This window comes from Acinetobacter sp. UBA801 (assembly GCA_002296655.1).
GTDB lineage: Bacteria > Pseudomonadota > Gammaproteobacteria > Pseudomonadales > Moraxellaceae > Acinetobacter.
The window spans coordinates 91433-117020 of sequence record DBIN01000047.1 but is presented as its reverse complement, the minus strand read 5'-3'; the positions used below and the strand labels follow the sequence as shown (position 1 = coordinate 117020).

The 25588-nt window shown below is 42.5% G+C and carries 23 protein-coding genes, 2 tRNA genes and 3 pseudogenes; 14 read left to right on the top strand and 14 right to left on the bottom strand.

The window, feature by feature from the left end; all coding sequences use genetic code 11:
• The coding region (locus B2W49_RS10010) for a transposase (RefSeq protein ID WP_291340582.1) at positions 1–392 on the top strand (392 nt) is incomplete at its 5' end.
• Positions 393–585: 193 nt separating this feature from the next.
• On the opposite strand, the gene B2W49_RS10005 is transcribed toward B2W49_RS10010, so the two are convergent.
• Complete coding sequence (locus tag B2W49_RS10005; protein WP_291340581.1) at positions 586–1362, bottom strand: putative porin; 777 nt, start codon at positions 1360–1362, stop codon at positions 586–588.
• A 571-nt stretch (positions 1363–1933) separates the two neighbouring features.
• On the opposite strand from B2W49_RS10005, the gene prfB reads away from it, so the two are divergent.
• The 5 genes from prfB (at position 1934) to B2W49_RS09980 (ending at position 6667) form a co-directional block, all read left to right on the top strand.
• Positions 1934–3029 (top strand): peptide chain release factor 2 gene (gene prfB / locus B2W49_RS10000; protein ID WP_291340579.1). Its coding sequence is split into 2 segments (ribosomal slippage): positions 1934–2005 and positions 2007–3029, totalling 1095 coding nucleotides; the frame shifts between segments, so codons are not numbered across the junction.
• A 157-nt stretch (positions 3030–3186) separates the two neighbouring features.
• A complete protein-coding gene (locus tag B2W49_RS09995) occupies positions 3187–3486 on the top strand; it encodes an ArsR/SmtB family transcription factor (protein WP_045796221.1) in 300 nt (99 codons plus the stop codon).
• Positions 3487–3506: 20 nt separating this feature from the next.
• Positions 3507–4586 carry an alkene reductase gene (locus B2W49_RS09990; protein WP_291340574.1) on the top strand — a complete coding sequence of 360 codons (1080 nt, stop codon included), beginning with the start codon at positions 3507–3509 and terminating at the stop codon, positions 4584–4586.
• Between the two features lie 84 nt (positions 4587–4670).
• On the top strand, positions 4671–5951 hold the full coding sequence (locus B2W49_RS09985) for a 3-deoxy-D-manno-octulosonic acid transferase (RefSeq protein WP_291340572.1): 1281 nt from the start codon (positions 4671–4673) through the stop codon (positions 5949–5951).
• Positions 5952–5953: 2 nt separating this feature from the next.
• A complete protein-coding gene (locus B2W49_RS09980) occupies positions 5954–6667 on the top strand; it encodes a 16S rRNA (uracil(1498)-N(3))-methyltransferase (RefSeq protein WP_291340570.1) in 714 nt (237 codons plus the stop codon).
• Here B2W49_RS09980 and B2W49_RS09975 read toward each other — a convergent pair.
• Positions 6641–7627 (bottom strand): mechanosensitive ion channel family protein, encoded by a 987-nt coding sequence (locus tag B2W49_RS09975; protein WP_291340568.1) that lies wholly within the window; start codon positions 7625–7627, stop codon positions 6641–6643. The genes B2W49_RS09980 and B2W49_RS09975 overlap by 27 nt on opposite strands.
• A 470-nt stretch (positions 7628–8097) precedes the next feature.
• On the opposite strand from B2W49_RS09975, the gene acs reads away from it, so the two are divergent.
• Positions 8098–10041: an acetate--CoA ligase gene (gene acs / locus B2W49_RS09970; RefSeq protein WP_291340566.1), complete on the top strand. Its 1944-nt coding sequence runs from the start codon at positions 8098–8100 to the stop codon at positions 10039–10041.
• A 90-nt stretch (positions 10042–10131) separates the two neighbouring features.
• A pseudogene (locus B2W49_RS09965) lies at positions 10132–10260 on the top strand (IS5/IS1182 family transposase); the annotation flags it as partial.
• Positions 10261–10427: 167 nt separating this feature from the next.
• Here B2W49_RS09965 and B2W49_RS09960 read toward each other — a convergent pair.
• From B2W49_RS09960 to B2W49_RS09920, 9 genes and pseudogenes are all read right to left on the bottom strand, one after another.
• A tRNA-Gly gene (locus tag B2W49_RS09960) sits at positions 10428–10503 on the bottom strand.
• A gap of 310 nt (positions 10504–10813) precedes the next feature.
• Positions 10814–12655, bottom strand: coding sequence for a glutamine--fructose-6-phosphate transaminase (isomerizing) (glmS, locus tag B2W49_RS09955; protein ID WP_291340564.1), 1842 nt, complete (start codon positions 12653–12655; stop codon positions 10814–10816).
• Positions 12656–12667: 12 nt separating this feature from the next.
• Positions 12668–14032 carry a bifunctional UDP-N-acetylglucosamine diphosphorylase/glucosamine-1-phosphate N-acetyltransferase GlmU gene (gene glmU / locus B2W49_RS09950; protein ID WP_291340562.1) on the bottom strand — a complete coding sequence of 455 codons (1365 nt, stop codon included), beginning with the start codon at positions 14030–14032 and terminating at the stop codon, positions 12668–12670.
• An 18-nt stretch (positions 14033–14050) separates the two neighbouring features.
• Positions 14051–14572 carry a phosphatidylglycerophosphatase A family protein gene (locus B2W49_RS09945; RefSeq protein ID WP_291340560.1) on the bottom strand — a complete coding sequence of 174 codons (522 nt, stop codon included), beginning with the start codon at positions 14570–14572 and terminating at the stop codon, positions 14051–14053.
• Positions 14538–15467 (bottom strand): thiamine-phosphate kinase, encoded by a 930-nt coding sequence (gene thiL, locus B2W49_RS09940; RefSeq protein ID WP_291340558.1) that lies wholly within the window; start codon positions 15465–15467, stop codon positions 14538–14540. Before thiL ends, B2W49_RS09945 begins: the two co-directional genes overlap by 35 nt.
• Positions 15468–15492: 25 nt before the next feature.
• A complete protein-coding gene (gene nusB, locus B2W49_RS09935; protein WP_004974349.1) occupies positions 15493–15942 on the bottom strand; it encodes a transcription antitermination factor NusB in 450 nt (149 codons plus the stop codon).
• 4 nt (positions 15943–15946) lie between these two features.
• Positions 15947–16417 (bottom strand): 6,7-dimethyl-8-ribityllumazine synthase, encoded by a 471-nt coding sequence (ribE, locus tag B2W49_RS09930; RefSeq protein ID WP_004974350.1) that lies wholly within the window; start codon positions 16415–16417, stop codon positions 15947–15949.
• An 11-nt stretch (positions 16418–16428) separates the two neighbouring features.
• On the bottom strand, positions 16429–17550 hold the full coding sequence (gene ribBA / locus B2W49_RS09925; protein WP_291340556.1) for a bifunctional 3,4-dihydroxy-2-butanone-4-phosphate synthase/GTP cyclohydrolase II: 1122 nt from the start codon (positions 17548–17550) through the stop codon (positions 16429–16431).
• A gap of 344 nt (positions 17551–17894) precedes the next feature.
• Positions 17895–18124 (bottom strand): annotated as a pseudogene (locus B2W49_RS09920) (secretion protein HlyD); the annotation flags it as partial.
• Positions 18125–18197: 73 nt separating this feature from the next.
• Between B2W49_RS09920 and B2W49_RS09915 the strand changes: the two are divergent.
• Positions 18198–18521, top strand: a pseudogene (locus B2W49_RS09915) (IS3 family transposase); the annotation flags it as partial.
• Between the two features lie 33 nt (positions 18522–18554).
• On the opposite strand, the gene B2W49_RS09910 reads toward B2W49_RS09915, so the two are convergent.
• Positions 18555–18800, bottom strand: coding sequence for a hypothetical protein (locus B2W49_RS09910; protein WP_291340554.1), 246 nt, complete (start codon positions 18798–18800; stop codon positions 18555–18557).
• A gap of 49 nt (positions 18801–18849) precedes the next feature.
• Positions 18850–19926: a DNA/RNA non-specific endonuclease gene (locus B2W49_RS09905; RefSeq protein ID WP_291340551.1), complete on the bottom strand. Its 1077-nt coding sequence runs from the start codon at positions 19924–19926 to the stop codon at positions 18850–18852.
• Positions 19927–20270: 344 nt separating this feature from the next.
• On the opposite strand from B2W49_RS09905, the gene B2W49_RS09900 reads away from it, so the two are divergent.
• The gene (locus tag B2W49_RS09900; protein WP_291340549.1) at positions 20271–20879 is read left to right on the top strand and encodes a hypothetical protein; all 609 of its coding nucleotides are present in this window, start codon (positions 20271–20273) and stop codon (positions 20877–20879) included.
• An 82-nt stretch (positions 20880–20961) separates the two neighbouring features.
• On the opposite strand, the gene B2W49_RS09895 is transcribed toward B2W49_RS09900, so the two are convergent.
• Complete coding sequence (locus tag B2W49_RS09895; RefSeq protein WP_291340547.1) at positions 20962–22842, bottom strand: potassium transporter Kup; 1881 nt, start codon at positions 22840–22842, stop codon at positions 20962–20964.
• 119 nt (positions 22843–22961) lie between these two features.
• On the opposite strand from B2W49_RS09895, the gene B2W49_RS09890 reads away from it, so the two are divergent.
• From B2W49_RS09890 to B2W49_RS09875, 4 genes are all read left to right on the top strand, one after another.
• Positions 22962–23052: transfer RNA gene (locus B2W49_RS09890), tRNA-Ser, on the top strand.
• A 179-nt stretch (positions 23053–23231) separates the two neighbouring features.
• Complete coding sequence (locus tag B2W49_RS09885; RefSeq protein WP_180009301.1) at positions 23232–24437, top strand: tyrosine-type recombinase/integrase; 1206 nt, start codon at positions 23232–23234, stop codon at positions 24435–24437.
• Between the two features lie 149 nt (positions 24438–24586).
• Positions 24587–25174, top strand: a complete 588-nt coding sequence (locus B2W49_RS09880) for a hypothetical protein (protein ID WP_291340543.1) — start codon at positions 24587–24589, stop codon at positions 25172–25174.
• Positions 25175–25297: 123 nt separating this feature from the next.
• Positions 25298–25588: a helix-turn-helix transcriptional regulator gene (locus B2W49_RS09875; RefSeq protein ID WP_291340541.1), complete on the top strand. Its 291-nt coding sequence runs from the start codon at positions 25298–25300 to the stop codon at positions 25586–25588.

Here is a 25588-nt window from a genome sequence, read left to right as displayed (position 1 = left end):
TGCTCAAAGATTTTGGCTTTGTACAATTATTTAAGACTCAGTTAAAAGAACAGCAGAGGTTTTATATTGTGCATCAAGATGAAGATGATTTATTGTCCTTTGATGGTTTTCATGAATTACATTCAAGTCATTGGAAAATAGAACAATATCACCGAGTGATTAAACAGGTTTGTCATATTGAAAAGTTTCAAGTAAGACGATCCAAGCTGATTTTGAATCATATTTTCTCAGCCTTGATGGCCTATGTTGAGATACAAAAGAACCAGTTTGAGCGGATCTTTGAAAATGTATATCGTTGGCAGAAGAAATTATTTAAACCAATTATCAAGAACTTTATTGATGAATTTATTCTCGATAAGAATCATCTGCTGCCACAGAAAATCTATAAATAATAGTGCGTAAGTCCTACATTATTGAGATTCCCTCTGTTATAGAAATATGACTATTTTGTTACAGTTGTTGCTGATTGTACGGAAAATAAACATACAGTCAATGTACTATTTCTACCTAACTGCTTTATTTTAGGGTATAAAAAAGCACCCTTCCGAAGAAGGGTGCTATTTGAGTAAGGAATTAGACTTAAGCTTAGAAGCGATATTTCGCAGCGACACCAAAGCGGTTGTAGTCAGCATTACCAACTTCACCAAAGCCTACACGACCTTCCAAGCTGACTTGTGGTGTAAAGAATTTGCGTGCATTGATACCAAATTCGTTACTGTCATTACGATCATTGTCGTAATAGTCAACACCCAGGCTTAAAGTTTTATCAATGAAGTAGTCTGCTGCTAGATTGTATTCATCTAGATCACCAAAAGCAGCGCCTGCTTCAAGGTTGATGTCTTTACCATTCGAAAGTGTAGTTACATATTTGGCACGTAAAGTTGGGTCTACACCATCATCAAGGTCATTGTCATAACCTTTAAGGCCTGCTGCAATTAACAAACCTGGTGCAGGTAAGTAACCAACTTCTGCACTATAAACAGTTTCATCAAAATTAGGTGAATTGTCTACTTTACGATCATCACGACCTACTGTACCACTTAAATAAAAATCTGAGTTTGGTACGAAATATTCAGCACCTACACCGTAACGGTGACGTTCCGCAGAATCATAGTCATCATATTGGTATTTGGCATTTACGTTGCTAGCACGATCAAGGAACGCCGCTTCTGCCAAAGGCGCATTGCGGGTTTGTACAGGGTTGAAGTAATAAGTACCATCTACACCGAATAAACCGCTTGAGCTGGCGTTGTCTGGATCAATCAGTCCTGCTGATGCACCAATTTCAGCTTGGTATGCGTTCGCAGTACCAGTGATAGCCAAAGCTGAAAGTAGGGCTGATGCGATTGCTAATTTTTTCATGGAAAGTACCCCTCTGAATCTGGTTAACAGTTAAACTTTTTGTTACAACTTTCAGTCTAGGCGAAAAAAAAACAGCGTCAATCACAGGAAAGTTACCGCTTTGTTACAAGCGTTAATTTGTGTAATTTTTTGAGTTTAAGTGATTGAAATAAAGATGAAATAATTAAATGTTTTGTTTTATTAAAACTATGTGTATTTTGTGAATTTTACTAAAGTTGATCATTAAATCATCAAAATTGTTTCATCTTCGCTAGTTTTTGGCGGGTTGAAGCAATTGCGAAACACAACTTTTAAGCTTGTATTCAGCTGAATGTGTCAGGCAAAAATCAGGGCGATAGATCATCCATTTAGATAAACATCCGTGTTAATCGAGTATGCTGTTTTTAGGTTGGATATCTATCGGGCTTTCGTTTTAAAAGTTGAAAGCGATCTTCATTTTTAGCCACTTTTAGCATTTAACTGATAAAAGCTGAAAAGTTACGCTGGAATTTACAGCAGGGTAGAAATGCCGGAATAGGTCTGTGCTACAATTATCAGCTAATAAGCTTCATTGTTAATTGAGAGAATTTACGTGGAAATTAATCCTTATCTAAACCAATTAAAAGATTTGAACGAACGTAGTCAAACACTTCGGGGGTATCTTTGACTACGATCTGAAAAAAGAGCGTTTAGAAGAGGTTCTCCGCGAGTTAGAAGATCCTGCAATTTGGAATGATCAAAGTCGTGCGCAAGCCATGGCCAAAGAAAAGGGCGAGCTTGAAAACGTGATTCATGTCCTAGAAGGTTTGGCGACACAGTTAGAAGATGCCCAAGCCATGTTGGACTTAGCCGTTGAAGCCGATGATGAAAGTCTGTTGGCTGATGTGCAAGCTGAATTGACTTCTGCAGAAGAAGAACTGGCGAAATTAGAATTCCGCCGTATGTTCAGTAATCCAATGGATCCAAACCCATGCTATGTTGAAATTCAGGCGGGTTCGGGGGGTACAGAAGCACAAGACTGGGCATCGATGCTGTTGCGTATGTATATGCGCTGGATTGAACGTCACGGCTTTAAAGCAGAATTGATGGAAGAATCGGATGGTGATGTGGCAGGGATTAAATCTGCGACCATTCGCGTTGAAGGCGAATATGCCTATGGTTGGTTACGCACTGAATCGGGTGTGCATCGTTTAGTGCGTAAATCGCCATTTGACTCGGGTAACCGTCGTCATACGTCATTTTCTGCAGTGTTTGTTTCACCAGAAGTGGATGACAACATTGAAATTGATATTAACCCTGCCGATGTTCGTACAGATACTTACCGTGCTTCAGGTGCGGGTGGTCAGCACATTAACAAAACCGACTCTGCGGTACGTTTAACCCACGCACCTACAGGTATTGTGGTCGCTTGTCAGAACCAGCGTTCACAACACGCCAACCGTGATCATGCTTGGAAACAGTTACGTGCCAAGTTGTACGAATTGGAAATGAGTAAACGTAATGAGGCCGCTCAAGCTTTAGAAGACTCGAAGTCTGATATTGGTTGGGGCAGCCAAATTCGTTCTTATGTATTGGATGATTCACGTATTAAAGACTTGCGTACAGGCGTGGAAACTTCAAATACAAGTGCAGTTTTAGATGGTGATTTAGACAAGTTTATTGAAGCCAGTTTAAAACAGGGCCTATAAGTTACGGTCTGTAAGATCCTAATGAGCCTGCCCAATTCAGTTGAGTTACTTAAAAATTTACATAAATCGTAAAAAAACGATATTAATATCGAAAAAATACGATATATTAAAAGCAGCTGCTGAATTGGGCTTATATTTACGAATATGTGTCTGAATGATGGATGTCGATTTAATCTTTAAAGCCTTAGCCAATCCTACTCGTCGACAAATTTTAGAATGGTTAAAAGCACCAGAACAATTTTTGTCGGTAGATGACTGTGGCGACTTTAAGCGTGGCGTATGTGCAGGACACATTGAGCGTTTGGGCAAAGTGTCGCAATCGACCATGTCAAATCATTTATCGGTACTGCAACAGGCAGGTCTTATTCGTGCAGAAAAATACGGACAATGGTCGTATTTTTCTCGTAATGAAGCACTCATTCAGCAATATGTCGAATATTTAAAACACTCACTTTAACTGTGAGATTAGAGGCAAAAATGGCTGAATTAGACTCTCCTTTGGTTTTGGGTGATCTGCATCTTAAAAACCGTGTCATCATGGCGCCGCTGACCCGTAACCGCGCAACTACTGATCGCGTTCCAACCCCAATGATGGTTGAGTACTATGCGCAACGTGCAAGTGCTGGCCTGATAATTTCTGAAGCTACCGTGATTTCTGAAGAAGCCAATGGCTATTTAAATACTCCAGGATTGTTTACCGATGCTCAGGTCGAAGGCTGGAAAAAGGTCACTCAAGCGGTTCATGAGAAGGGCGGTCTGATTGTTGCCCAGCTTTGGCATGTTGGTCGTGTATCGCATCCGGATCTGTTAAATGGTGAAACACCAGTATCAGCAAGTGCTGTGCAACAGGCTGGTCATGTCAGCTTACTACGTCCAAAACGTCCTTATGTATTGCCACGTGCTTTAGAAATTGCAGAAATCCACGCCATTACTGAGCAATATAAACAAGCCGCGATCCGTGCCAAAGAGGCAGGATTTGACGGAGTAGAATTGCATGCAGCGAATGGTTATTTGATTGATCAATTCCTGCAAAGCAAAACCAACCAACGTGACGATGAATATGGTGGTTCAGTTGAAAATCGTGCACGTTTCTTGTTGGAAGTGGTGGATGCCTTAATTGAAGTCTGGGGCGCAGGTCGCGTCGGTGTGCATTTAGCACCACGTGGCGATGAGCATGACATGGGCGATGATGATCCACGTGAAACCTTTGGTTATGTCATGCAGCAATTGGGTCAGCGTAAAATCGCCTTTTTCTTTACCCGTGAATATTTGGCCGAAGACAGTATTTCCGAAGAAATGAAAGCACGTTCAGGCGGTGTGCCATATATTGCTAACATGCGTTTAAGTCGTGCCGATGCCGTGGAATTATTGGCTTCAGGCAAGGCCGATGCAGTGTCTTTTGGTAAGGCGTATATTGCCAATCCAGACTTGTATGAGCGTTTATTGGTAGATGCACCTTTAAATGAACTCAAACTGGAAACTATGATTGGCACTGCTGTTGCAGAAGGCTATATCGATTATCCAACTTTGGCTGAAACACAACACGCTGTAGAATAAAAGCCCGTATAGCGCCACATGCAATTAACATGCGCGTGTGGCTCTGTTATATTTTGCCGACAGTCTTTCTTTGGGACGTATCTTTTGGCTACTCCATTTTGGTATAACGCAGCATTAGCGCTGTTAAAACCGATTTATCAGTCACGTATTAGTAAACGTGCCGAACATCCTGAGCAATTACAACAAGAACTGCTTGAGCGTTTTGGCCCATTTCAGCCCGCTAAAAATTTACATGCCATTTGGTTTCATGTGGTGTCGGTAGGGGAAACCAATGCCGCGCAACCTTTAATTGAACATTATTTAAAAGCGGGACATCCCGTTTTAGTCACCAATACCACCAAAACGGGGCAGGCGCGTGCCAAATCATTATTTTTAAAAGCGCCGTATTTAGATTTATTTCAAGCCGTGTATTTACCTGCCGATCAGGTACATTTAATTCGTGAGTTTTATCAGAAATATCAGCCCAAATTATTGGCGTTGGTTGAAACAGAACTGTGGCCAAATTTGATTGATCAGGCGCAGCATTTTAAAGTCCCGTGTTTGTTAATTAATGCACGGCTTTCGGAAAAATCAGCCAAAGGCTATGCCAAAGTTAAAGGATTGACACGGGGCATGTTGCAAAATTTGCAGCAACTTTTGGCGCAAGACCTTGCCACACAACAGCGTTTTATTTCATTGGGGATGCCTACCGAGCGTACAAACGTGGTGGGTAATATTAAATTTGATATTAGTGCCCCAGAAGATTTTGTAGAGCAAGCCGTGCAGTTACAACAGACATGGCAATTGGAAGATCGTAAAATTATTACCCTTGCCAGTACCCATGCACCAGAAGAACAGCAATTATTGACTGCACTGAAACCTTATTTTGCAGAGCATCCTGAACTGTTATGTATTGTTGTCCCGCGTCATCCAGAGCGTTTTGATGAAGTGGCTGCGCAGGTACAAAAACTGAAACTCAATATGCAGCGTCGTAGTTTGGCTGAAGTGATCCAACCCGAAACACAGGTGTATTTAGCCGATAGTATGGGTGAAATGTGGTTATGGTACGCCTTGAGTCAGGCGTGTTATGTTGGCGGCTCGCTGAATGAACCTGGCGGTGGTCATAATATTTTAGAGCCTTTGGCCTTAAGTGTCGCCACAGTATTGGGTAAAAATTATTTTAATTTCCAAAGTATTGTGGATGAGTTTGTTGCAGCAGAAGCGGTGTACGTGGTCGAAGATGCTGAACAAGCTGTAGAGACGTTAACGCAATTGTTGTTTGAACCTGCTTTGCGTGCACAATTGAACCAGAACGCCCAAGTGATAATGTATAAAAATCGTGGTTCTTTAACGGAGCATATTCACGTGATTAATCAGTATCTTTAAATATGAATATCGTTTTGCTTGACCCACGACAGGCCCCAAATGAAGTGTGGTCTATTAGCGACCAGCGCCAAGTGCAGCATTTGCATACGCATGTCGGTGTGCAAGTGGGTGACAGCTTAAAAGTCGGGATTCGCGGAGGCAAGCGTTATTTGACCGAAGTGGTGGAAGTTCGTGAGCAGCGGATTCAAGTCAAAGCGCTACATGAAGAAGCAGTCCCGAAAAAACTGCCTGTGACCCTGATTGTGGCTTTACCTCGTCCCAAGGTATTGCGTCGTTTAATTATGGATAGCGTGACGCTAGGTGTGGAAAAAATTATTTTACTGCACAGCTATCGGGTCGATAAAAGCTATTGGCAAACGCCATTTTTGCAGCAACTCGATCAATATGTAACTTTGGGTTTGGAACAAGCAGGCGATACCATTGCACCTGAGATCCAACTTTATAAACGCTTTAAACCCTTTGTGGAAGATGTTTTGTCCGGTTTGATTTCTGCCGGTTGTCCTGCTTATGTGGCGCATCCTTATACCGATCAAGCTATGCCACATACCATTCAGCATCCATGTAGTATTGTGATTGGTCCAGAAGGTGGATTTATTCCCTACGAAATTGATTTGCTAGAAAAAAACGGCTGCCAAGCGCGGCACTTGGGCAACCGTATTATTCGTACTGAAACTGTGATTGCTTATGTTTTAGGGCGTTTGTTTAGCACGAGCTGAATCATCTTCATTGACTGCTGCATCACCACGATAAATTTTCACTTCCTGCACAGGATAAGGAATGGAAATATGATGTTCGGCAAAAGCGGCAATCACCCGCTCCTGCACTTCACTGATGGACGCTGAGGTACTAGTTTCCGTAGTATTAACCCACCAACGCACATTTAAATTAATCGAAAAATCGGCCAAGGCAGTGACATTGACGCTAAATGCAGGTTGGCTCAAGATTTTGATGTCACGGTCTAAAATGGCCAAAATAATATCTTTGGCTTTTTGCACGTCATCTTCATAACCAATACCCACCACAAACTCGCAACGACGACGGGTATAAGCCGTATTGACCGTTACCGCACTGGTATACACTGTAGCATTTGGAATCACGATGCGACGCCCATCGGGAGAGCGCAGGAAGGTAGCACGAATCTGAATATCTTCTACCGTACCTTCCATATTATTTACGATGATGTCATCACCAATTTTAAATGGCTCGCCAAGCAAAATCAGTACACCCGACAATAAATTCTGGAAAATATCTTTAAAAGCAAAACCAATTGCAACTGAGCCTAGACCCAAAGCACTCATGAGTTGGCTAGGGGTAAAACCTGGAATCGCAATCACCATCGCAATCAGAAAACCAAAGAAAATAATTGCAGAACTACCGACCCGATTCAGCACCAAAACCAGATTTTGTCGGGTATAGGAACGATTGTTTAGGGTCTTGCGGACAGACCATTTAAACACGCGAGCAAGCAGCCAAAACACAATCAGCACCACGGCTGCAATTATCAAATACGGCACACGCTCCCAAAATCCTTCCATAATTTTGTCGATGGTGGAATAGGCGTCATTGTACTTGGCCGTATGATTGATCACGGTCTGCGTAGTTTTTTCAGTGGCTTCTTGCAACAGTTGAGTGGTGTTTTCAGACACTTCACTGAGTGAGGGTTTTGATTCTGCCACAATAATTCCGATTTCAAAATGAAGTGACTATTTTGCCTGAAAAACTCAATTTGGTTAATGCTGCAACGCTTGCTTGTGAGTATTTTAGACAACTTGGAAAGATGTGATGAGCGTACTATTTTGTAGCACTTAGGCTGCTAGTTATATGTTGTTTTTACTATAAGACAGGGTCGCAGGTATGAATGATTGGCTGCGTAAAAAAATGTTAATACTCACGGTTATTAGACGATATTTTCTTTAAAAATAATGCAATGCGCAGTACAGTGGCATGTAAACCTGAAAAGTATGAATGCAAGAACATAGCATTCGGTCAACGATTTGGCATGCTATTGTTTGTATAAAGTTTATGCGACTAAAGCCGAATGGTGAGCCATAAAAAAGAAAGTTCATACTGTGAATATGCGGAAATAATAATCAATAACGTGGCATACATCTCGTGATGAGATGCAAGAACATTAAGGAAGTAGCAGATGAAAGACGTATATCCTGTTCCAGATGAATTTAAAAAGACTGCCCGCACCACTGAGGCAGAATATTTTCAACGCTATCAACAATCTATAGATGACCCTGAAACTTATTGGGCAGAGCAGGCCCAACGCTTAGATTGGATTAAACCTTTTACCCAAGTCAAAAATACCAACTTTGACCCCGAGCATTTTAAAATTGAATGGTTTGTGGATGGGCAACTGAATGTCAGTGCCAATTGCTTAGATCGCCATTTAAAAGAACATCCACATAAACCTGCAATTATTTGGGAAGGAGACCATCCGTCTCGGCATAAAGTGGTTTCTTTTGCTTCTTTGCATGATGAAACCTGCCGTTTTGCCAACGTGCTGAAAAAGAACGGGGTGCAAAAAGGGGATCGGGTGGTGCTGTACATGCCAATGGTTTCCGAAGCTGCGATTGCCATGCTGGCCTGCGCACGGATTGGTGCAGTGCATTGTGTGGTTTTTGGTGGTTTTTCTCCCGATGCTTTGGCTAGCCGAATTGAAGACTGTCAGGCCAAGCTGATTGTTACTGCAGACGCGGCCATGCGTGGTGGCAAGCCAATTTATTTAAAAGCCAATGTCGATGCTGCCCTAAAAGTAGCAGGTACTGACTGTGTACAAAATGTGATTGTGGTGCATCGTACAGGGAATCCGATTGAGATGCTGCCTGAACGCGACTTGTGGTATCACATGGAAATTATGTCGGTGAATGACATCTGCCCACCCGAACCGATGAATGCCGAAGACCCACTATTTATTTTATATACCTCGGGTTCTACTGGAAAACCCAAAGGTGTTTTGCATACCACAGGCGGTTATCTGACCTATGTGAATAGCACATTTCGAGAAGTCTTTGATCTGAAACAGGATGATGTGTTTTGGTGTACCGCTGATGTAGGCTGGATTACAGGGCATTCCTATGTTTTGTATGGTCCTTTATCGAATGGTACATCCACTGTGATGTTTGAAGGGGTGCCAAACTATCCGAGTTGGGCGCGCACAGGGCATATTGTCGATAAACACAACATCACCATTTTATATACTGCGCCGACTGCCATTCGCGCCATGATGCGAGAGAGAGATCGTTTTGTGCGTGAAAGTGACCGTAGTAGTTTGCGTTTATTGGGCTCGGTTGGCGAGCCGATTAATCCTGAAGCATGGAACTGGTATTACAACGTGGTAGGCGAAGGACGTTGCCCAATTGTAGATACATGGTGGCAGACCGAAACAGGGGGGATATTAATTTCAGCATTGCCCGGTGCAACTCCGCTGAAACCAGGTTCGGCAACACGCCCTTTATTTGGGGTACAACCTGCAATTGTCGATGCCGAAGGTCATGAACTTGAAGGAGCGACCGAAGGCAATTTAATTATCAAAGATTCATGGCCGGGGCAGATGCGTGGTATTTGGGGTGATCCTGCGCGTTTTATTGAAGCGTATTTTTCGACTTATCCTGGTGCGTATTTTACAGGAGATGGTGCGCGCCGTGATGAAGATGGCTATTACTGGATTACGGGGCGTGTGGATGATGTCTTGAATATTTCAGGGCACCGTTTAGGGACCGCAGAAATTGAAAGTGCCTTGGTGGCGCATGAAGCTGTGGCTGAAGCGGCAGTGGTGGGTATGCCGCATGAGATTAAAGGACAGGGGATTTGTACCTTTGTAACTTTACAAGTTGGTACACCCGAGTCAGAGGAATTGCGTGAAGAATTAATCAACTGGGTACGCAAAATTTTGGGACCTGTTGCAACGCCTGATGCTTTGCATTGGGCACCTGCTTTACCCAAAACCCGTTCAGGTAAAATTATGCGCCGTATTTTGCGCAAAATTGCAGCGAATGAATTGGATAGTTTAGGAGATACATCTACTTTGGCTGAGCCGCAAGTGGTGGAGCATTTGATTGCAACGGTGTATGGGGAGAGGTAGTTTTTAACCAACCTGTGTTCGATATGAAAAAAGAGGGCTTTGTTGCACAAACCTATGTGTAAAGGCTTTTTTCAGTAATATAATTTACAAATGAAGAAGCCTACACACAAAATCTACCGCACAACCAATTGGCCTGCATATAACCGAGCACTCATGAGTCGCGGAAATATTGCCATTTGGTTTGATCCTGCTACGCAATGGTATACTCCATCAAAAGGCATTCTATTGTTGTGAGCACGATATGGTCACATCTTGGTCACAAAATACAAATTACATTAAGAATATTTTTTTTGAATCGAATAGCGAAAGAAGAAGAGCTTTCCAAAAAATATATTAAAATCAACAATAAAAAAAGCCCCAATCTTTCGATTAGGGCTTTTTGAATTTGGAGCGGGAAACGAGACTCGAACTCGCGACCCCAACCTTGGCAAGGTTGTGCTCTACCAACTGAGCTATTCCCGCATGCGGTGTATAATACATGATGCAAAAATAGGGTCAATCATTTTTTTCATGCCATCGTACTGACTGAATAAATAAACAACATTTTAAGAAAATAGAGTGTTTAAATGACTTAGGTTGTTTGTTTTATAAAAGTTTTTATTGTCTGCTTAAGTCTCAATAACGCTTGCTGTGCACTGGTGTTATGCGAAAAACAAAAAGTATCAGACATAAAAAATCCGCAGTACTAAATTTGTAAAAATGAAGCTGACTGCGGATTTTCAAGTGATTTAAAATAATCTTATTAAATTCAAATTATTGAATTTAATAAATATTATTCAACTGTTACACTTTTTGCCAGGTTTCTAGGTTGGTCGACATCTGTACCGCGTAAAACTGCCACGTGGTAAGACAACAACTGTACAGGAATACTATATACAATTGGCGCAAGCAACGCGCTAACCTGTGGCACATAAACCACATGCTGACGCTCTTTATCTGCAGGAATGCCGCTGTTCTCATCTGCAAATACAAACAGCTCACCACCACGTGCCTGTACTTCTTCCATATTGGATTTTAGTTTATCCAGCATGTCATCTTGCGGTGCTAAAATCACCACAGGCATGTCATTGTCTACCAATGCCAATGGGCCGTGCTTCAATTCACCCGCAGCATAACCTTCTGCGTGAATATATGAAATTTCTTTCAGTTTTAACGCACCTTCCAAGGCAATTGGGAATTGTGTGCCACGACCCAAGAACAAGCAGTGATTTTTCTCTACAAACAATTCAGACAAACGTAAAATTGCCGTATCATTTTGCAAAGTATCTAAAATCACTTTTGGTGTGTGCCACAAGCCTGCAATAATTTCAGCCGTATCTGTCGCTGCTATTGCATTTTTCACCTGACCAATTTTGAGCACCAACAGCATTAATGCTGCCAACTGTGTGGTAAAGGCTTTGGTCGATGCCACACCAATTTCAGGACCAGCAAGCGTCAACAAACTATGTTGGGTTTCACGCACCATAGATGAGGTCGCTACGTTACAAATGGTCATGGTGCTAATATTTAAGCCTTTTGCAGCAGCACGTTTTTGCGTGTCGCGTAAAGCAGCTAAAGTATCTGCAGTTTCACCCGATTGTGAAATGCACACATACAACGTATTATTCACAATCACTGGCGTGCGATAACGATATTCGCTGGCAATTTCCACATGACATGGCAAGTTAATCAGCTGTTCAAACCAATATTTTGCAATCATCCCCGCATGGTAGCTGGTACCACAGGCAATAATCTGTACCTGTTGAATCTTGGCAAAATCAAGCTCAGCATCTTTCAGGAAATCTTCACGTAAAGCGTTGCCATTTAATGCTTGTGAAATGGTTTGTTGAATCGCTTCAGGTTGCTCATAAATTTCTTTGAGCATGTAGTGCTTATATTCACCCTTCGATGCATTGCTTACAGTTGCATCCAGCTCTTTTATAGGGCGTTCAACCGTTTGACCATTTACAAAAACTTCAATGCTGTCGCGGGTTAAGCGGGCAATATCACCTTCTTCCAAATACATGAAACGGTTGGTAATTGGCAATAACGCCAATTGGTCTGAACTGATAAAGTTTTCGCCAATACCGACACCAATCACCAAAGGCGAACCTTCACGCACAGTGATCAACTCATCTGGATAATCGGTATGGATAATTCCAAGTGCATAAGCACCTTTCAGTTGAGGTACCACTTGCTGTACCGCAACCAGTAAATTCGGAGCAGTTTTAAGTGCATGGTCGACCAAATGGGCAACCACTTCAGTATCCGTTTGAGAACTGAACACATAACCTAAAGTTTCCAGCTCGTCTTTCAGTTCTTGATAATTTTCGATAATCCCGTTGTGTACGACAGCAACATTGCCAGAAATATGCGGATGCGCATTGTTTTCTGTCGGTTTACCATGTGTTGCCCAGCGCGTGTGCGCAATACCGAGTGAACCTGTTATTTGAGAATCTACAACTGCTTGCTCAAGATTTGCTACTTTACCGACACGACGCTCACGCAAGACCTGACCCTGACTAATCAATGCCAAACCTGCGGAATCATAACCGCGATATTCTAAACGCTTTAAACCTTCAATGAGGATATTGGTAATACTACGTTCTGCAACGCCACCGACAATACCGCACATAGGAACTTCCTCTTATTTTTTCAATTTTTGTGGACGTTGATAATTTTCTTTAGTGAACTGTTTAGAACGTTCCACAGCTAAACACTGTTCTGCAACATCACGGGTAATGGTCGAACCTGCGCCTACCGTTGCACCATTGGCAATGGTGATAGGTGCAACCAATGAACTATTTGAACCAATAAAGACTTGGTCACCAATAATAGTTTTAAATTTATTGGCACCATCATAATTGCAAGTAATCGTACCTGCACCAATATTGCTGCCTGCACCCACTTCGGCATCCCCTAAGTAGGTAAAGTGGTTGGCTTTGGAGCCTAAACCAATTTGACTGTTTTTCACTTCAACAAAGTTGCCAATATGTACTTCATTGGCCAATATCGCACCCGGACGTAAACGTGAGAATGGGCCAATTTGTGCATCTTCACCTACAATCGCTTGGTCAAATACGCTATACGGCTGAACTTTAGTGCCCGCAGCAATTTTGGTGTTTTTGAGGATGCAGCCTGCACCAATTTCTACGCCATCACCTAGTTCGCAATTACCTTCAATAATCACGTTAATGTCAATGCGAACGTCTTTACCTGCAGTGAGATTACCACGTAAATCAAAACGGGTTGGGTCGATTAAATGCACACCTTGTTGCATCAATTGCTTGGCTTGGAAGTTTTGGAACTCACGCTCTAAGGCAGCCAGTTGCACACGGTCATTTACGCCTTCGACTTCAAAAGCCAATTCAGGTTCCACAGAGGCAACCTCTAAGCCATCGGCAATGGCCATCGCCACAATATCGGTCAGGTAATATTCACCTTGGGCATTGTTATTGCTCAGTTGAGGTAGCCACTCGTGTAATTTGGCATTGCTGACGCAATAAATCCCAGTGTTAATTTCCTGAATTTGACGCTGTGTTTCAGAGGCATCTTTATGTTCAACAATCGCTTGAATTTTGCCGTTTTCACGTACAATACGACCATAACCTGCTGCATCAGCAAGCTTAAGTGTGACTAAGCCAATTTGCGTTTCACGTGAAACGTCGAGCAGCTTTTGTAGGGTTTGCTCTGTAATGCAAGGTACATCTCCCGATAAAATCAGTGATACACCTTCACGTGGTAAAACAGGCAAAGTCACTTGGACTGCGTGACCTGTGCCCAGCTGTTCAGCCTGTTCGACCCACTGTATCTGTTCATGCGCAAAAGCATTTTGAACCAAAGTACCGCCATGACCGTAAATGGTAATAATATGATCGGCTTGTAATTTTTTTGCGGTATCAATCACGTGACCCAAAAGAGGTCGTCCTGCAAGAGGTTGTAATACTTTTGGTAAATTTGAACGCATGCGCGTGCCTTTACCTGCAGCAAGAATAATCACGGTGGTAGACATGTTGAATCCTAGTGATGGCTAAACCAAAGTAAAAGATAAATAAATATATATACATAATGCGGCCCAAAGACCCGCAATAATATCGTCCAGCATGATGCCAAAACCACCGTCGACCTGACGATCAATGACACGAATTGGCCAAGGTTTCCACACATCAAATAGTCGGAATAAGGCAAAACCCACAATTACCCAGCCCCAGCTGATTTGATTGATAAAAATCAGGGGTAAAAAGGTAATCGATTGTCCTGCAAACTCATCCCAAACAATACGACCATCATCATGTACGCCCATAACTTGTGCAGTACGCCCACAGATATATATGCCAACGAGGGACATCATAGCAATGGCAAAAAAGCTTGGACCGAAACCAAGTGCGAACCAAATGGGAATGAAGAGTAGGGCAAAGGCCGAACCAAAGGTACCAGGTGCTTTGGGCAGTAGACCTGAACCGAAGCCAACACCACAGCAGACAATCAGTCGGTCAGTCCAAGACATGGCTTTGAAATTAATCGCGGGTTTGTGCAAAGTGTTGGTATCCATGAAAATGAAGTGAACGATCTACGCCATTCTGTTCAAAGCTTAAGCGGTTTTGGTTGTTAATTTTGCCAATAATATGAATAGGGGTATTCAGCGGTTTTTGCAAAAGCTGCTGATAATTTTGTGGGCTTATTGTAAAGCATAATTCATAGTCATCGCCACCTGCCAAGGCATATTGCCACTGCTTTTGTTGTGGTAATTCGGTTAATGCAGCATCTATAGGCAGTTGGCTGAGTTCAATACAAGCGCCGACCTGAGAGGCTTTGAGAATATGCCCTAAATCTTGTGCCAATCCATCGGAAACATCAATCATGCTTGAAGCCAAGCCTTTGAGTTGTTGTCCAAGTTGACAACGTGGTGTTGGGTAGTCGAGGCGTTGTTTTAAGAGGTGATCGAGATGATCTAAACCAAAAGCGGCATCACCGACTTGTCCGCTGACGCAAATATAATCGTCGACTTGCGCACCTGAACGGGTAATGGCTTGTCCGTGTTCAATCCAGCCTAAGGCGGTAACGGAAATGGTGAGATGGGGACTTTGTGTGGTATCTCCACCGATTAAACTTACCCCAAATTGATCGCAACAATCATACAAACCCTGACTAAACCCTTTGAGCCAATCATGATCAATTTGGGGTAGGCTCAATGCCAGTAAAATACTATGTGGGGTGGCACCCATGGCGGCAATGTCAGATAAATTGACCGCAACCGATTTCCAACCAATCGCATGTGGGTTGGTATCGAGGGGGAAATGTCGTCCAGCGACTAAAGTGTCGGCACAAATGACCAATTGCTGTTGCGGCGGAGGGGTGAGCAGAGCTGAGTCATCACCGACACCTAAATCGACTGCATTTGGACGCGGTCTGTTGAAATAGGTCTCAATAATGGAAAACTCAGCCATACAACAATCGACTCAATATTTTGAATTAGTTGCTTTGTTGCTTTTCTGCTGCACGTAAGCTGTTGGCAAGACGGTCTAATACACCATTGATGTATTTGTGGCTGTCTGCACCGCCAAAGTGTTTTGCCAATTCAATCGCTTCATCCAATACCACACGGTATGGAATTTCCAGATGTTGTTCTAACTCATACGCACCTAAACGTAAGGTAGCGAGTTCAACACCATCTAGGGCTTGAATATCACGATCAAGAACAGGCACCAGTAATGCATCCAATGCTTCATGATTGGCAACCACTTGAGTCAACAATTCATGATAATAGCCGAGATCCACTTTGTGCATGGCATTTTCCACACGGGTACGTGCTTCAATCTCATGTACTGGATTGTGGCTCATCTGCCATTCATAAATACCTTGCACAGCAAAACGACGTGCTTTACGTTTTGCTGCATAAGTTGCTTGAAGTGTTTGCGACATAGCGTTAAATAGCCTTTAACAAGTTAACCATTTCAATTGCAGTTAAGGCAGCTTCACTTCCTTTATTACCTGCTTTTGTTCCAGAGCGTTCAATCGCTTGTTCAATACTGTCCGTAGTCAATACACCGTTAATCACAGGTAAGCCTGTATCTAAACCCACCACGCCTAAACCTTTGGCACATTCGCCTGCAACAAAGTCAAAGTGTGGTGTGCTACCGCGAATCACTGCGCCGAGTGCAATAATCGCGTCATAACCATTCGATGCAGCTAATTTTTTAGCCACAACAGGAAGTTCCCAAGCGCCTGGTGCATGAACAACGGTGATATTATCCTCTGATACGCCATGACGTTTCAATGTGTCAATTGCGCCATCAAGCAAATGCTCAACCACAAAACTATTAAAACGACCGACTAAAATCGCATAACGGCCTTCGCTAGCGAGATGTAATAAACCTTCAATACGGCGAATTGCCATAGCAACCTCGATTATTTCTCTGATGTTGGATCTGCGGTGACGTATTCCACCACTTCTAAGTTAAAGCCTGATAAAGCATTGAAACGTAATGGTGAGCTGAGCAGCTTCATTTTTTCAACGCCTAAATCACGTAAAATTTGTGCACCCACGCCAATGGTTTGGTACTGCTGTGACAATGCAGCATTGGCTTTGCCCTGTTTCGGATTTTTAAGGCTATCTAGGGCAGGGCCCAAGTCTTGCAATTGAGTTTGACCAATCCAGACCAAAACACCACGTTCACTGTTGGCAATTTCTTTTAAAGCGCGGTCTAAATTCCAAGTGGCCGAAGTATCTGCTTTTTTAAGCTTGAGTAAATCACGGGTTGGATTAAAACCATGCACACGTACTGTAGTAACGCCTTCTTTTGGTTCACCTTTGACCAATGCTAAGTGAATGTCAGGATTACCCAGTTCACGGTAGCGATATAAGTCAAAAGTACCATATTCAGTGTCGATGCTTTGCTGATCCAAACGTTCTACGGTTTGCTCATTGGTCATGCGGTAGTGGATTAAATCGGCAATGGTACCAATTTTCAATCCGTGCTTTTCAGCAAAAATTTCTAAATCAGGACGACGCGCCATGGTGCCGTCTTCATTGATGATTTCACAAATCACCGATGCAGGCTCTAAACCTGCCAAACGGGCAAGATCACAACCTGCTTCGGTATGTCCTGCACGGTGCAATACACCACCTGGTTGTGCCATGAGTGGGAAAATATGCCCAGGCTGAACAATATCGGCAGGCTTAGCATGTGCAGCGACCGCAGTTTGAATGGTATGCGCACGTTCTGCGGCAGAAATACCTGTGGTAATGCCTTCAGCCGCTTCAATCGACAAAGTAAAGTTCGTACCGTGTTGTGCGCCATTGGCATCAACCATTAACGGTAAGTTTAATTGCTGGCAACGGTCACGACTTAAGGTCAGGCAAACAAGACCACGTGCGTGTGTGATCATGAAGTTGATATCTTCAGGGCGAACGTGGGTTGCGGCAATGACTAAATCACCTTCATTTTCGCGATCTTCATCATCCATGAGGATGACCATTTTTCCTGCACGGATATCTGCTACAAGCTCTTCGACAGTATTGAGCGGCATCAATCTTCACCTTCTTATTTGTCTGAAACGACATTGAATGAGAGAGATGCATAGTCTAACGGTTTTTTACCTGTTTTGCCTATGCTTATCATTTTCATTGCGTGACTTATGGTTATACACAGTGTCATCAGGCTTGGAAAGAGGCGAAAATAAGGATTTGCAGCGTTGCTGTAGATTGTTTAGGCAATTGAGATGAAATGCAAAATCTGTAAAAAATAAAATTGTATTAGATATTGGGATCATCGTCCTTATCCTTGCCTTCACGTGAACCGACCTGGGTTTTGGGAAAGGCAAGACGTAGGGGTGAGATGATTCATTAAATTCAAGTATAAGTAAATTTCAGTTTAGCGCTCACGAAAGGCTTTTTTGGCTTTGTTGAATGGTTTGATCAGATAATCCAACACCGTTTTTCACACGTTTTCATAGCGACTATTGCGACCGCTAGGGTAATCTCAAACGCTTGTCCTGCTTTATGGTTAAGCTTATCTGAATCGGTGCGAATATAAACCCGATAATAAAACTGATTTTGTTTGACTTCATCGCTTAGGGTATCAGGAGAAATCACTGTGACTTTTCTGAACCGTACGAACCGTACCGAGTTTGTCGCAGACCAACTTTCCTGAGATGAGAATCATCGCTTAGTAAGGGAACATCGAGCGAAGCGAGATCTACATGATGAGTATCATGCTGAGTAAATCAAACGAATTTAGAAAAAGTTCAGGTCGGTATGGCGTTCCTAAAGTCTGGCAACAACTGCAACGAGAAGTTATGTTATTGCGCACTATACGGTTGCTCGATTGATGCAAAAGCTTGAAATACAAGGTGTATTGCATGGTAAGAATAAGCGAGCGACCTGTAACCGAGATGATCAAAAACGAGCAGATGATTTAGTGAAACGTAATTTTACTGCTGATCATCCTGACCAACTGTGGATGAGTGACTTTAGGTATATTCAAACAAATTCAGGTTGGGACTAAACACCTAATCCCTTTTAATTTTATCCATTATATAAATGGATTTTCAATTTCATCCACTTCGGGACGATCTAACTTCACAGGCAAATTGGGGGTCTGTTCCAAAGTCGCAACAACTTCATTTAAAAATGCCTGCAGTGCTTTGGCTGCTTGTAAACCTGCCTGATCTTTGCTGATTTGCAAATTGCCATACATATTGATGCAATCCAAATCATTTTCTAAGGTTAAGTCATGAATCGCATGTGATTCAGTCCCATTTTGAAACGGTTTAAACATTGAATTCACCCTAGAATGAAGGTTGCAATATCCATTATCTTAACCCAGTTTAAGATTTCAACAACTGTAAAATATATTGCAATAAAGCTTCAATCAACTGCTTCACAATTGCATCTTGGGTATTTGCATCAATGCTAGCACCCGATGCTGGACTACTACCCGAGCGTTTAAACTCGGTTTGTAAAGCTTGTAATTGCTCGGCAGATACATCTTCCGCACACTGACTTTCTGCATCCCAATGCGAATAAGCAATTGGTGTATTGGCTTTTACAGCATTTGCAGTCAACGGCAATTTATAGGTATTGCGCTTTTGTTCTTCAGTTAATTGTGGGAATAAATTGATGCCTAACTGTTCTTCTAAATAGCAGACACTCACCACTTGAACCTGTAGCGAGTCGTTATTGGGCGCGTAATAAGCCCCTATCGCGCCTGTTTTAGGCATATACACGGCTTTATACACCGCAGTCGGTACAATAACGCCCTGACCAATGGTTTTTAGACGTTTGGCATTAAAACTAGGCCCCGTAATTACATAGACATCTTGCTTTTGTTTGGTCACCACCGCCCGTGTAGCTTCTTCAAGTTCACGCCAAACCTGCTGATTATTTTTAGGGGCTTGCGGCACCATATTTGCCAAAGAAAAGCTATCAAACTGGGCTGCCAAGTTAGTCATGTCGGCATTTGGTGCCATGTGTCCACGGTCATAACCCGAACCACGATAATCCTGCAAAGTTGCACGATGCTCGGCTTTGACGCGCGGTTCTTCGTGAAAGTTATCTTCACGCGGAATCCGCTGGCTCAAACGCGTAGGCGTTAAGGCTTCTGCCACCCATAACGGGGTTTTAGATACCCCTGAATACATCACATTAAAGTCATTAAAACACAGCGGATAGCTGTCTTTTTTCAGGCTGTTTTTCAGTAAATAGGGCGGCGTTTCCCGATAAAACTGAGTTAAGCAAGCATTATTTCCTGTGCTCGGCACCAGTGAAGTCCACTGACTAATTTTTTCTTGACCAAAAGCAATCACAAAACTGCCTGTTGCTACTACACCGAGTAGCACTTTCAGGCTGTTTTGATTGAAAATTTGAGTCCAAATATTGTTGGAATTGCGCCGTTTTCTTGCCATAACCGTTACTGTGACTTCGCTCTAAATCCGCAGAGTTTGCCTGAGCTTAACAATCCACTCACAGCTTGTATATGAAGCACCTCTTGTTCGCCTAACAATTAAACAAAACCCGCGCCATAACACCACAAAAGCCACACACAGCCTGAGTTTTAAGCACTTTTGACATCAGTCTAGATCAAGTTTGGTAGGTTTGATTGCATCCGTTTCAGCGAATCTGCCAAGCTAAATACACCTTCAAGACATCGCCTAGCGGCACCTAAGCACATTACGATGTTCTCGCTAGGTGTGATTGACGATTTAAATTGGTTTTAACTTTATTTTTACGATTTTTGATGGAGAAATACATGCGTTTTCATCTTTGTGCTTGTGCTTGTGCTTTGGTCAGCAGCATCAGCATTTCTACCTTTGCCGAACCACCCATTCAGGCAGGTGATACTTTGGAAAGCTTATCTAAGGTAAAAATAAGCACCACGATTAATGGACAAGCAGGCTCACTACAAGAATTAATTGCCAATGGTCAAATCCGGATTGTAACGAGTGCAGATGCAAATTTAACGAATCCAACAGAAAATATGGCGCAACAACCTGCAAACCAAATTACCGCCGAACAAGCCAATCTGGCTCAAGAAAATACGCCTATGACGATGCCTGTCGGAACCGAATCTGAACCGCAACACGCAGCGCAGGCTAAACAGATGAGCGAACAACACATACAAGCCCCGTCAGTTCCCTTATTGTCATCTTCAGCCGACTTACCTGTAAATGTTGGAGATGATGTGGATGTCACCGCAGAAGCGCTTAATGCTGCACCACCAAGCCCTGCTGCATCTGAACAGGCAGCAGTCAATCTGCCCACGACTAAGCGGCTTGAAACCACAGCACCTGCAGCACAGGATACAGATATAAACGATATAGATTTAAATCATGTACCGCAAAATGATACGGAAAAATAAGATCTGTTTAAGACCAATCTTGAGCTAAAAATAAAAAACCAGCACGATGTAATGCTGGTTTTTTTTAAGCTGTTGAGTGATTTTAAATTTCGATTTGACTACCCAATTCCACCACACGGTTGGTTGGAATTTGATAAAAATCACTCACTGGACTGGTATTGCGCTGCATTGAAATAAACAGTTTTTCACGCCACGGTGACATACCATCACCCACCGTATGCACAATCCGATCACGCGAAATAAAGAAGCTCATTTGCATCATATCGAATTCAAACCCAAGCTGCTCATAAGCTTGTTGCAAGGCATTTGGAATATTCGGCTGATCTTTAAAACCGTAATACATGGTAATCCGATAAAAACGATCATCCAGTTTTTCGACTTGAATCCGATCTTGCTGCGCCACAAATGGAATATCACGCGTGATAACCGTTACCATGATATTACGTTCATGTAACACCTTGTTGTGCTTAATATTATGCAACATGGCATGCGGCACAATATTGGGCGTACCTGTCAGGAAAATCGCATCGCCAGGGACAAATTTGGTTTCATTGCCCAAACTAACACTATGAATGAATAGGTCTATCGGCAAAGCATCTTTTTCCAAACGATTGAAAACCAATGCACGACCATCTTTCCACGTCATTAAAATGGTATACATGATGGCACCAATTAAAATTGGTACCCAGCCACCCGCTACAATTTTGAGTGAGGTCGAGGCCACAAAAATCAAATCTAGAGTTAAAAATGGCACTGCAAAAAGGGCAACTTTCCACATTGGCCAACGCCAAAAACCATAGGCCAACACTGAAATTAGGATAGTGCCACACAGCATGGTCATGGTCACTGCCACGCCATAAGCACTGGCAAGATTGGCACTATTTTCAAACAGTAAAATTAAGATCAGCACTGAAATAAATAAGGCCCAGTTAATGAACGGCAAATAGATTTGACCACGCTCGACATCCGACGTATGGCGTACGGTCAGGCGCGGTAAATAACGCAATTGAATGGCCTGATTGACCATTGAAAATACTCCTGTGATCACCGCTTGAGAAGCGATCACTGCGGCAGCCGTGGCTAAACCAATCATCGGGTATAAGCCCCATTCAGGCACCAACATATAGAACGGATTTTCAATTGCTGCAGGGTTGCGTAGCAATAATGCGCCTTGTCCCGCGTAATTCAATAACAAACAAGGTAGGACAATCAAAAACCATGCAAGCCGAATGGGCATCCGCCCAAAATGTCCCATATCGGCATAGAGTGCTTCGCCACCCGTCATGGTCAAAATCACCGCGCCCATGGTGAGAAATGCAACAAAGGGTTGCTCTACTACAAAGTTAAACGCCCAATGTGGACTGACCATGGCCAATACAAACGGGGTTTGGATAATACTGAGCAGCCCTGCACCACCAATGGCTAAAAACCACAGCAAAGTCAGTGGGCCAAAAAATTTGCCCATAGTGCCTGTACCATGACGCTGCACAATGAACAGTCCCGCCAAAATACCAATTGAGAGCGGCACGAGCCATTGATTAAAGATAGGAGTGGCAATACTTAGTCCTTCAATGGCAGACAATACTGAAATAGCGGGGGTGATAATACCATCGCCAAAGAACAGGGATGCGCCAATAAAGCCAAGTGCGATCAGGAAGATTTTTTTGTCTTCGGCAATGCGAGTGGTGCGCAGGTTCAATGCCAATAATGACATGATCCCGCCTTCGCCATTGTTATCGGCACGCATAATAATGGTGACGTATTTAAAGCTGATGGTGAGCATCATGCACCAGAAAATTAGGGATAAAATTCCCAATACACTGGCTTGGGTAATTGCAAGATGCGCCGTTAAAAAAGTTTGTCGGAAGGCGTAAAGTGGACTGGTGCCAATGTCCCCAAATACAACTCCGAGTGCAGCCAAGGTAATGACGGGTAAGGCTGCTTTTTTTGCAGTACTTTGCATAGGTGTCTTCGATTTAGACGGTATTTTTGAGAATCATAGCACTACGCTGAAAATTTTTCTCTAAATCAAATGTTTCAACTTGGCTTTGTACTATTTTTTGGTTATTATCCACCGCCTATGGTGAGGTGTCCGAGTGGCTGAAGGAGCACGCCTGGAAAGTGTGTATACGTTAATAGCGTATCGAGGGTTCGAATCCCTCTCTCACCGCCAAATTCTAAGGAATTGCAATCCAACGCAATGAATAAAGACTTAAATCTAAAGGGTTTAGGTCTTTTTTATTGTCTATGGCAAAGAAGTGCATTCCCCTGCAATCGTTGGTATATTGTTGGTATAAGAGTTGGTATGAAAACAATACCAACGCATTTATACCAACAAAGGGGTATAGCAACATGCTCACTGATACAAAGATTAGACGCTTAAAGCCTACTCCAGATAAGAAGACCCCAGACAAATATAGTGACGGTAATGGTCTGCAGCTCCATATATTCCCTACTGGTCGCATGACTTGGATCTTCGCATATCGCTTTAGTGGGAAACAAAAGAACCTGACCCTAGGCTCATATGAGTTTATGAGCCTAGCACAAGCTAGAATAAAGCATTTGGAAGCACGAGCATTACTTGCAAAAGGTATTGACCCAGCTGAACAGAAAAAGCAGCAGAAATCCAAAGCAACAGAGAACACCTCATTTAAAAGCTTAGCGCTTGAATGGATGGAAGGTCGAAAAGGCTTTGTTAAAGAGCCTACATATTTACGAGATCTATCTGTCTTTGAAAAAGACCTTTTCCCTTATCTCGGTAAAATACCTATCGACCAAATCAAGGGAAAGGACATTTTGGAATGTGCACAACGTATAGAAGCTCGCGGTGCTCAAGAAATGGCTAAGCGATCCATTCCATTAGCAGGTCGAATATTTAGATATGCCATACGGAAAGGCTTAATTGAAAATGACCCGACCCCACATCTACACGAGGCATTAAAGCCTAGAAAAGTTAAGAACATGGCTCGACTTGATATATCAGAGTTTCCAGATTTCTTGCATCGTATGGATCGATATCATGGCAACATTCTAGTGAAGACAGCACTCCAGTTGATAACACTAACATTTGTTCGAACAGCAGAACTTCGGATGATGGAATGGGAAGAAATTAATTTTGAAACCAAAGAATGGCGTATCCCACCTCACAAAATGAAGATGGCTTTACTGCATATTGTTCCACTTTCCAGCCAAGCTATTGAGCTACTGGAAAGCCTAAAGCCATTAACTGGGCACAAACAATACGTTTTTTATAATCATAGTACAGGCAAGCCATTAAGCAGTAATGCTCTGTTAAGCGCGATTAGGACTATGGGCTACATGGGCAAAATGACAGGTCATGGTTTTAGAGGGTTAGCGTCGACAACATTACATGAACAGGGATATCTGCACGATGCGATTGAAGTACAACTGGCACACAAAACTGGTAACGCCGTATCCCAAGCATACAACCATGCACAACACCTACAGTATAGAACCAAAATGATGCAGGAATGGGCAGATTTTATAGATAGCTTGAGGAATAATATTATCCCATTCCCAAACGAGAAGCGGGCTTAAGTATATAAACATATTTCAAATTACTTACTCATTGGAAGTGAGTATATTTTTGCTATAGTTGATTTGCTAAGTCTAGCTCGACGGAGCGAAAGTCGGACACCCAATCCGATTGGCTTAGCTCTTATTTATGGGAATGCCGTGGGAAGCAAATGAAAAAACCGAAGCCACAAGCTCTCTTAGAAAGATTACCTTTTCCAGAACTACGTACATTATCGCTATTAAGCAAGTTCCTGCCTGAAGAAGAGCAGCTAAAACATGAAGCTGAAGTTAAAGCTCATAATGATGCTGTAATAGAAAATCTGAAGGAGTTAACTTTTATAAAATTGTTTTTACTGATGAAATATCATGATATTGATCCAGCAGATCCTAATCACTGGCTCTTGTTAGCCACAAAGTTAGCTCAACAATATGAGCCTGGCTTTCAAATGCAGTCTGCACCTTCTGGTAGGTCAAATAAATGGGATTTCGTAAATCTACTAGGCCTTTTCACTCTAGTTGAATACATTTGCGAGAGTAAAAAAAATTGCTCCGTCAGCAATGCTTGTAACATCATTAACAATCAATATCTGCCAGATCTTAAATCTTCCAAAAAAACATTAGAAAATAAATATCTAGATGCCAAAAATAATAAATTATTAGTCAAATGGTATGGCATTGCTCTAAGTGTCGATCAAATCCAAGGTAATTTTTCAGTAAGGAATATGATTTTAAAAGAAGCTTTTGGGATAGAAATTTAGTATCCCGATAACTCTCTTCTCCCCTATTTCTGGGATATTCAAAAAATTAAAACTAGCCCTATCAAGCCGATGCAATGAACTGCAACGGCTATCTATTTTTCTCAATAAATAGGATGGGTGAATATGTCATCTCTTAATAATGCAGACCAGTTTTTACGTATCAAGGACCTTGCTAACTACCCAGCTAAACAAGCGACTAAACACACTTATAAAAGCGGTATTAGCAAAGGCAAAACCAAAAATATAAACGCTCGCCCCGCCTCCAAAGGATTAATTGGTGTGTCAGATAAAACAATCTGGCAATGGGTTAAACGTGGTGAATTTCCTGCGCCAATCAAATTGAGTCCTACCGTTACAGTGTGGCGTCTTTCTGAAGTCCAAACATGGATGAAAGAAAAAGGGCTGGAGGCATAA

What these genes read in the sequence shown, in the direction of transcription:
- B2W49_RS10005 (WP_291340581.1), bottom strand. Translation starts at nt 1,362, where the DNA reads ATGAAAAAATTAGCAATCGCATCAGCCCTACTTTCAGCTTTGGCTATC.
- B2W49_RS09995 (WP_045796221.1), top strand. Translation starts at nt 3,187, where the DNA reads ATGGATGTCGATTTAATCTTTAAAGCCTTAGCCAATCCTACTCGTCGA.
- B2W49_RS09990 (WP_291340574.1), top strand. Translation starts at nt 3,507, where the DNA reads ATGGCTGAATTAGACTCTCCTTTGGTTTTGGGTGATCTGCATCTTAAA.
- B2W49_RS09980 (WP_291340570.1), top strand. Translation starts at nt 5,954, where the DNA reads ATGAATATCGTTTTGCTTGACCCACGACAGGCCCCAAATGAAGTGTGG.
- acs (WP_291340566.1), top strand. Translation starts at nt 8,098, where the DNA reads ATGAAAGACGTATATCCTGTTCCAGATGAATTTAAAAAGACTGCCCGC.
- glmS (WP_291340564.1), bottom strand. Translation starts at nt 12,655, where the DNA reads ATGTGCGGTATTGTCGGTGGCGTTGCAGAACGTAGTATTACCAATATC.
- glmU (WP_291340562.1), bottom strand. Translation starts at nt 14,032, where the DNA reads ATGTCTACCACCGTGATTATTCTTGCTGCAGGTAAAGGCACGCGCATG.
- B2W49_RS09945 (WP_291340560.1), bottom strand. Translation starts at nt 14,572, where the DNA reads ATGGATACCAACACTTTGCACAAACCCGCGATTAATTTCAAAGCCATG.
- thiL (WP_291340558.1), bottom strand. Translation starts at nt 15,467, where the DNA reads ATGGCTGAGTTTTCCATTATTGAGACCTATTTCAACAGACCGCGTCCA.
- nusB (WP_004974349.1), bottom strand. Translation starts at nt 15,942, where the DNA reads ATGTCGCAAACACTTCAAGCAACTTATGCAGCAAAACGTAAAGCACGT.
- ribE (WP_004974350.1), bottom strand. Translation starts at nt 16,417, where the DNA reads ATGGCAATTCGCCGTATTGAAGGTTTATTACATCTCGCTAGCGAAGGC.
- ribBA (WP_291340556.1), bottom strand. Translation starts at nt 17,550, where the DNA reads ATGCCGCTCAATACTGTCGAAGAGCTTGTAGCAGATATCCGTGCAGGA.
- B2W49_RS09910 (WP_291340554.1), bottom strand. Translation starts at nt 18,800, where the DNA reads ATGTTTAAACCGTTTCAAAATGGGACTGAATCACATGCGATTCATGAC.
- B2W49_RS09905 (WP_291340551.1), bottom strand. Translation starts at nt 19,926, where the DNA reads ATGGCAAGAAAACGGCGCAATTCCAACAATATTTGGACTCAAATTTTC.
- B2W49_RS09900 (WP_291340549.1), top strand. Translation starts at nt 20,271, where the DNA reads ATGCGTTTTCATCTTTGTGCTTGTGCTTGTGCTTTGGTCAGCAGCATC.
- B2W49_RS09895 (WP_291340547.1), bottom strand. Translation starts at nt 22,842, where the DNA reads ATGCAAAGTACTGCAAAAAAAGCAGCCTTACCCGTCATTACCTTGGCT.
- B2W49_RS09885 (WP_180009301.1), top strand. Translation starts at nt 23,232, where the DNA reads ATGCTCACTGATACAAAGATTAGACGCTTAAAGCCTACTCCAGATAAG.
- B2W49_RS09880 (WP_291340543.1), top strand. Translation starts at nt 24,587, where the DNA reads ATGAAAAAACCGAAGCCACAAGCTCTCTTAGAAAGATTACCTTTTCCA.
- B2W49_RS09875 (WP_291340541.1), top strand. Translation starts at nt 25,298, where the DNA reads ATGTCATCTCTTAATAATGCAGACCAGTTTTTACGTATCAAGGACCTT.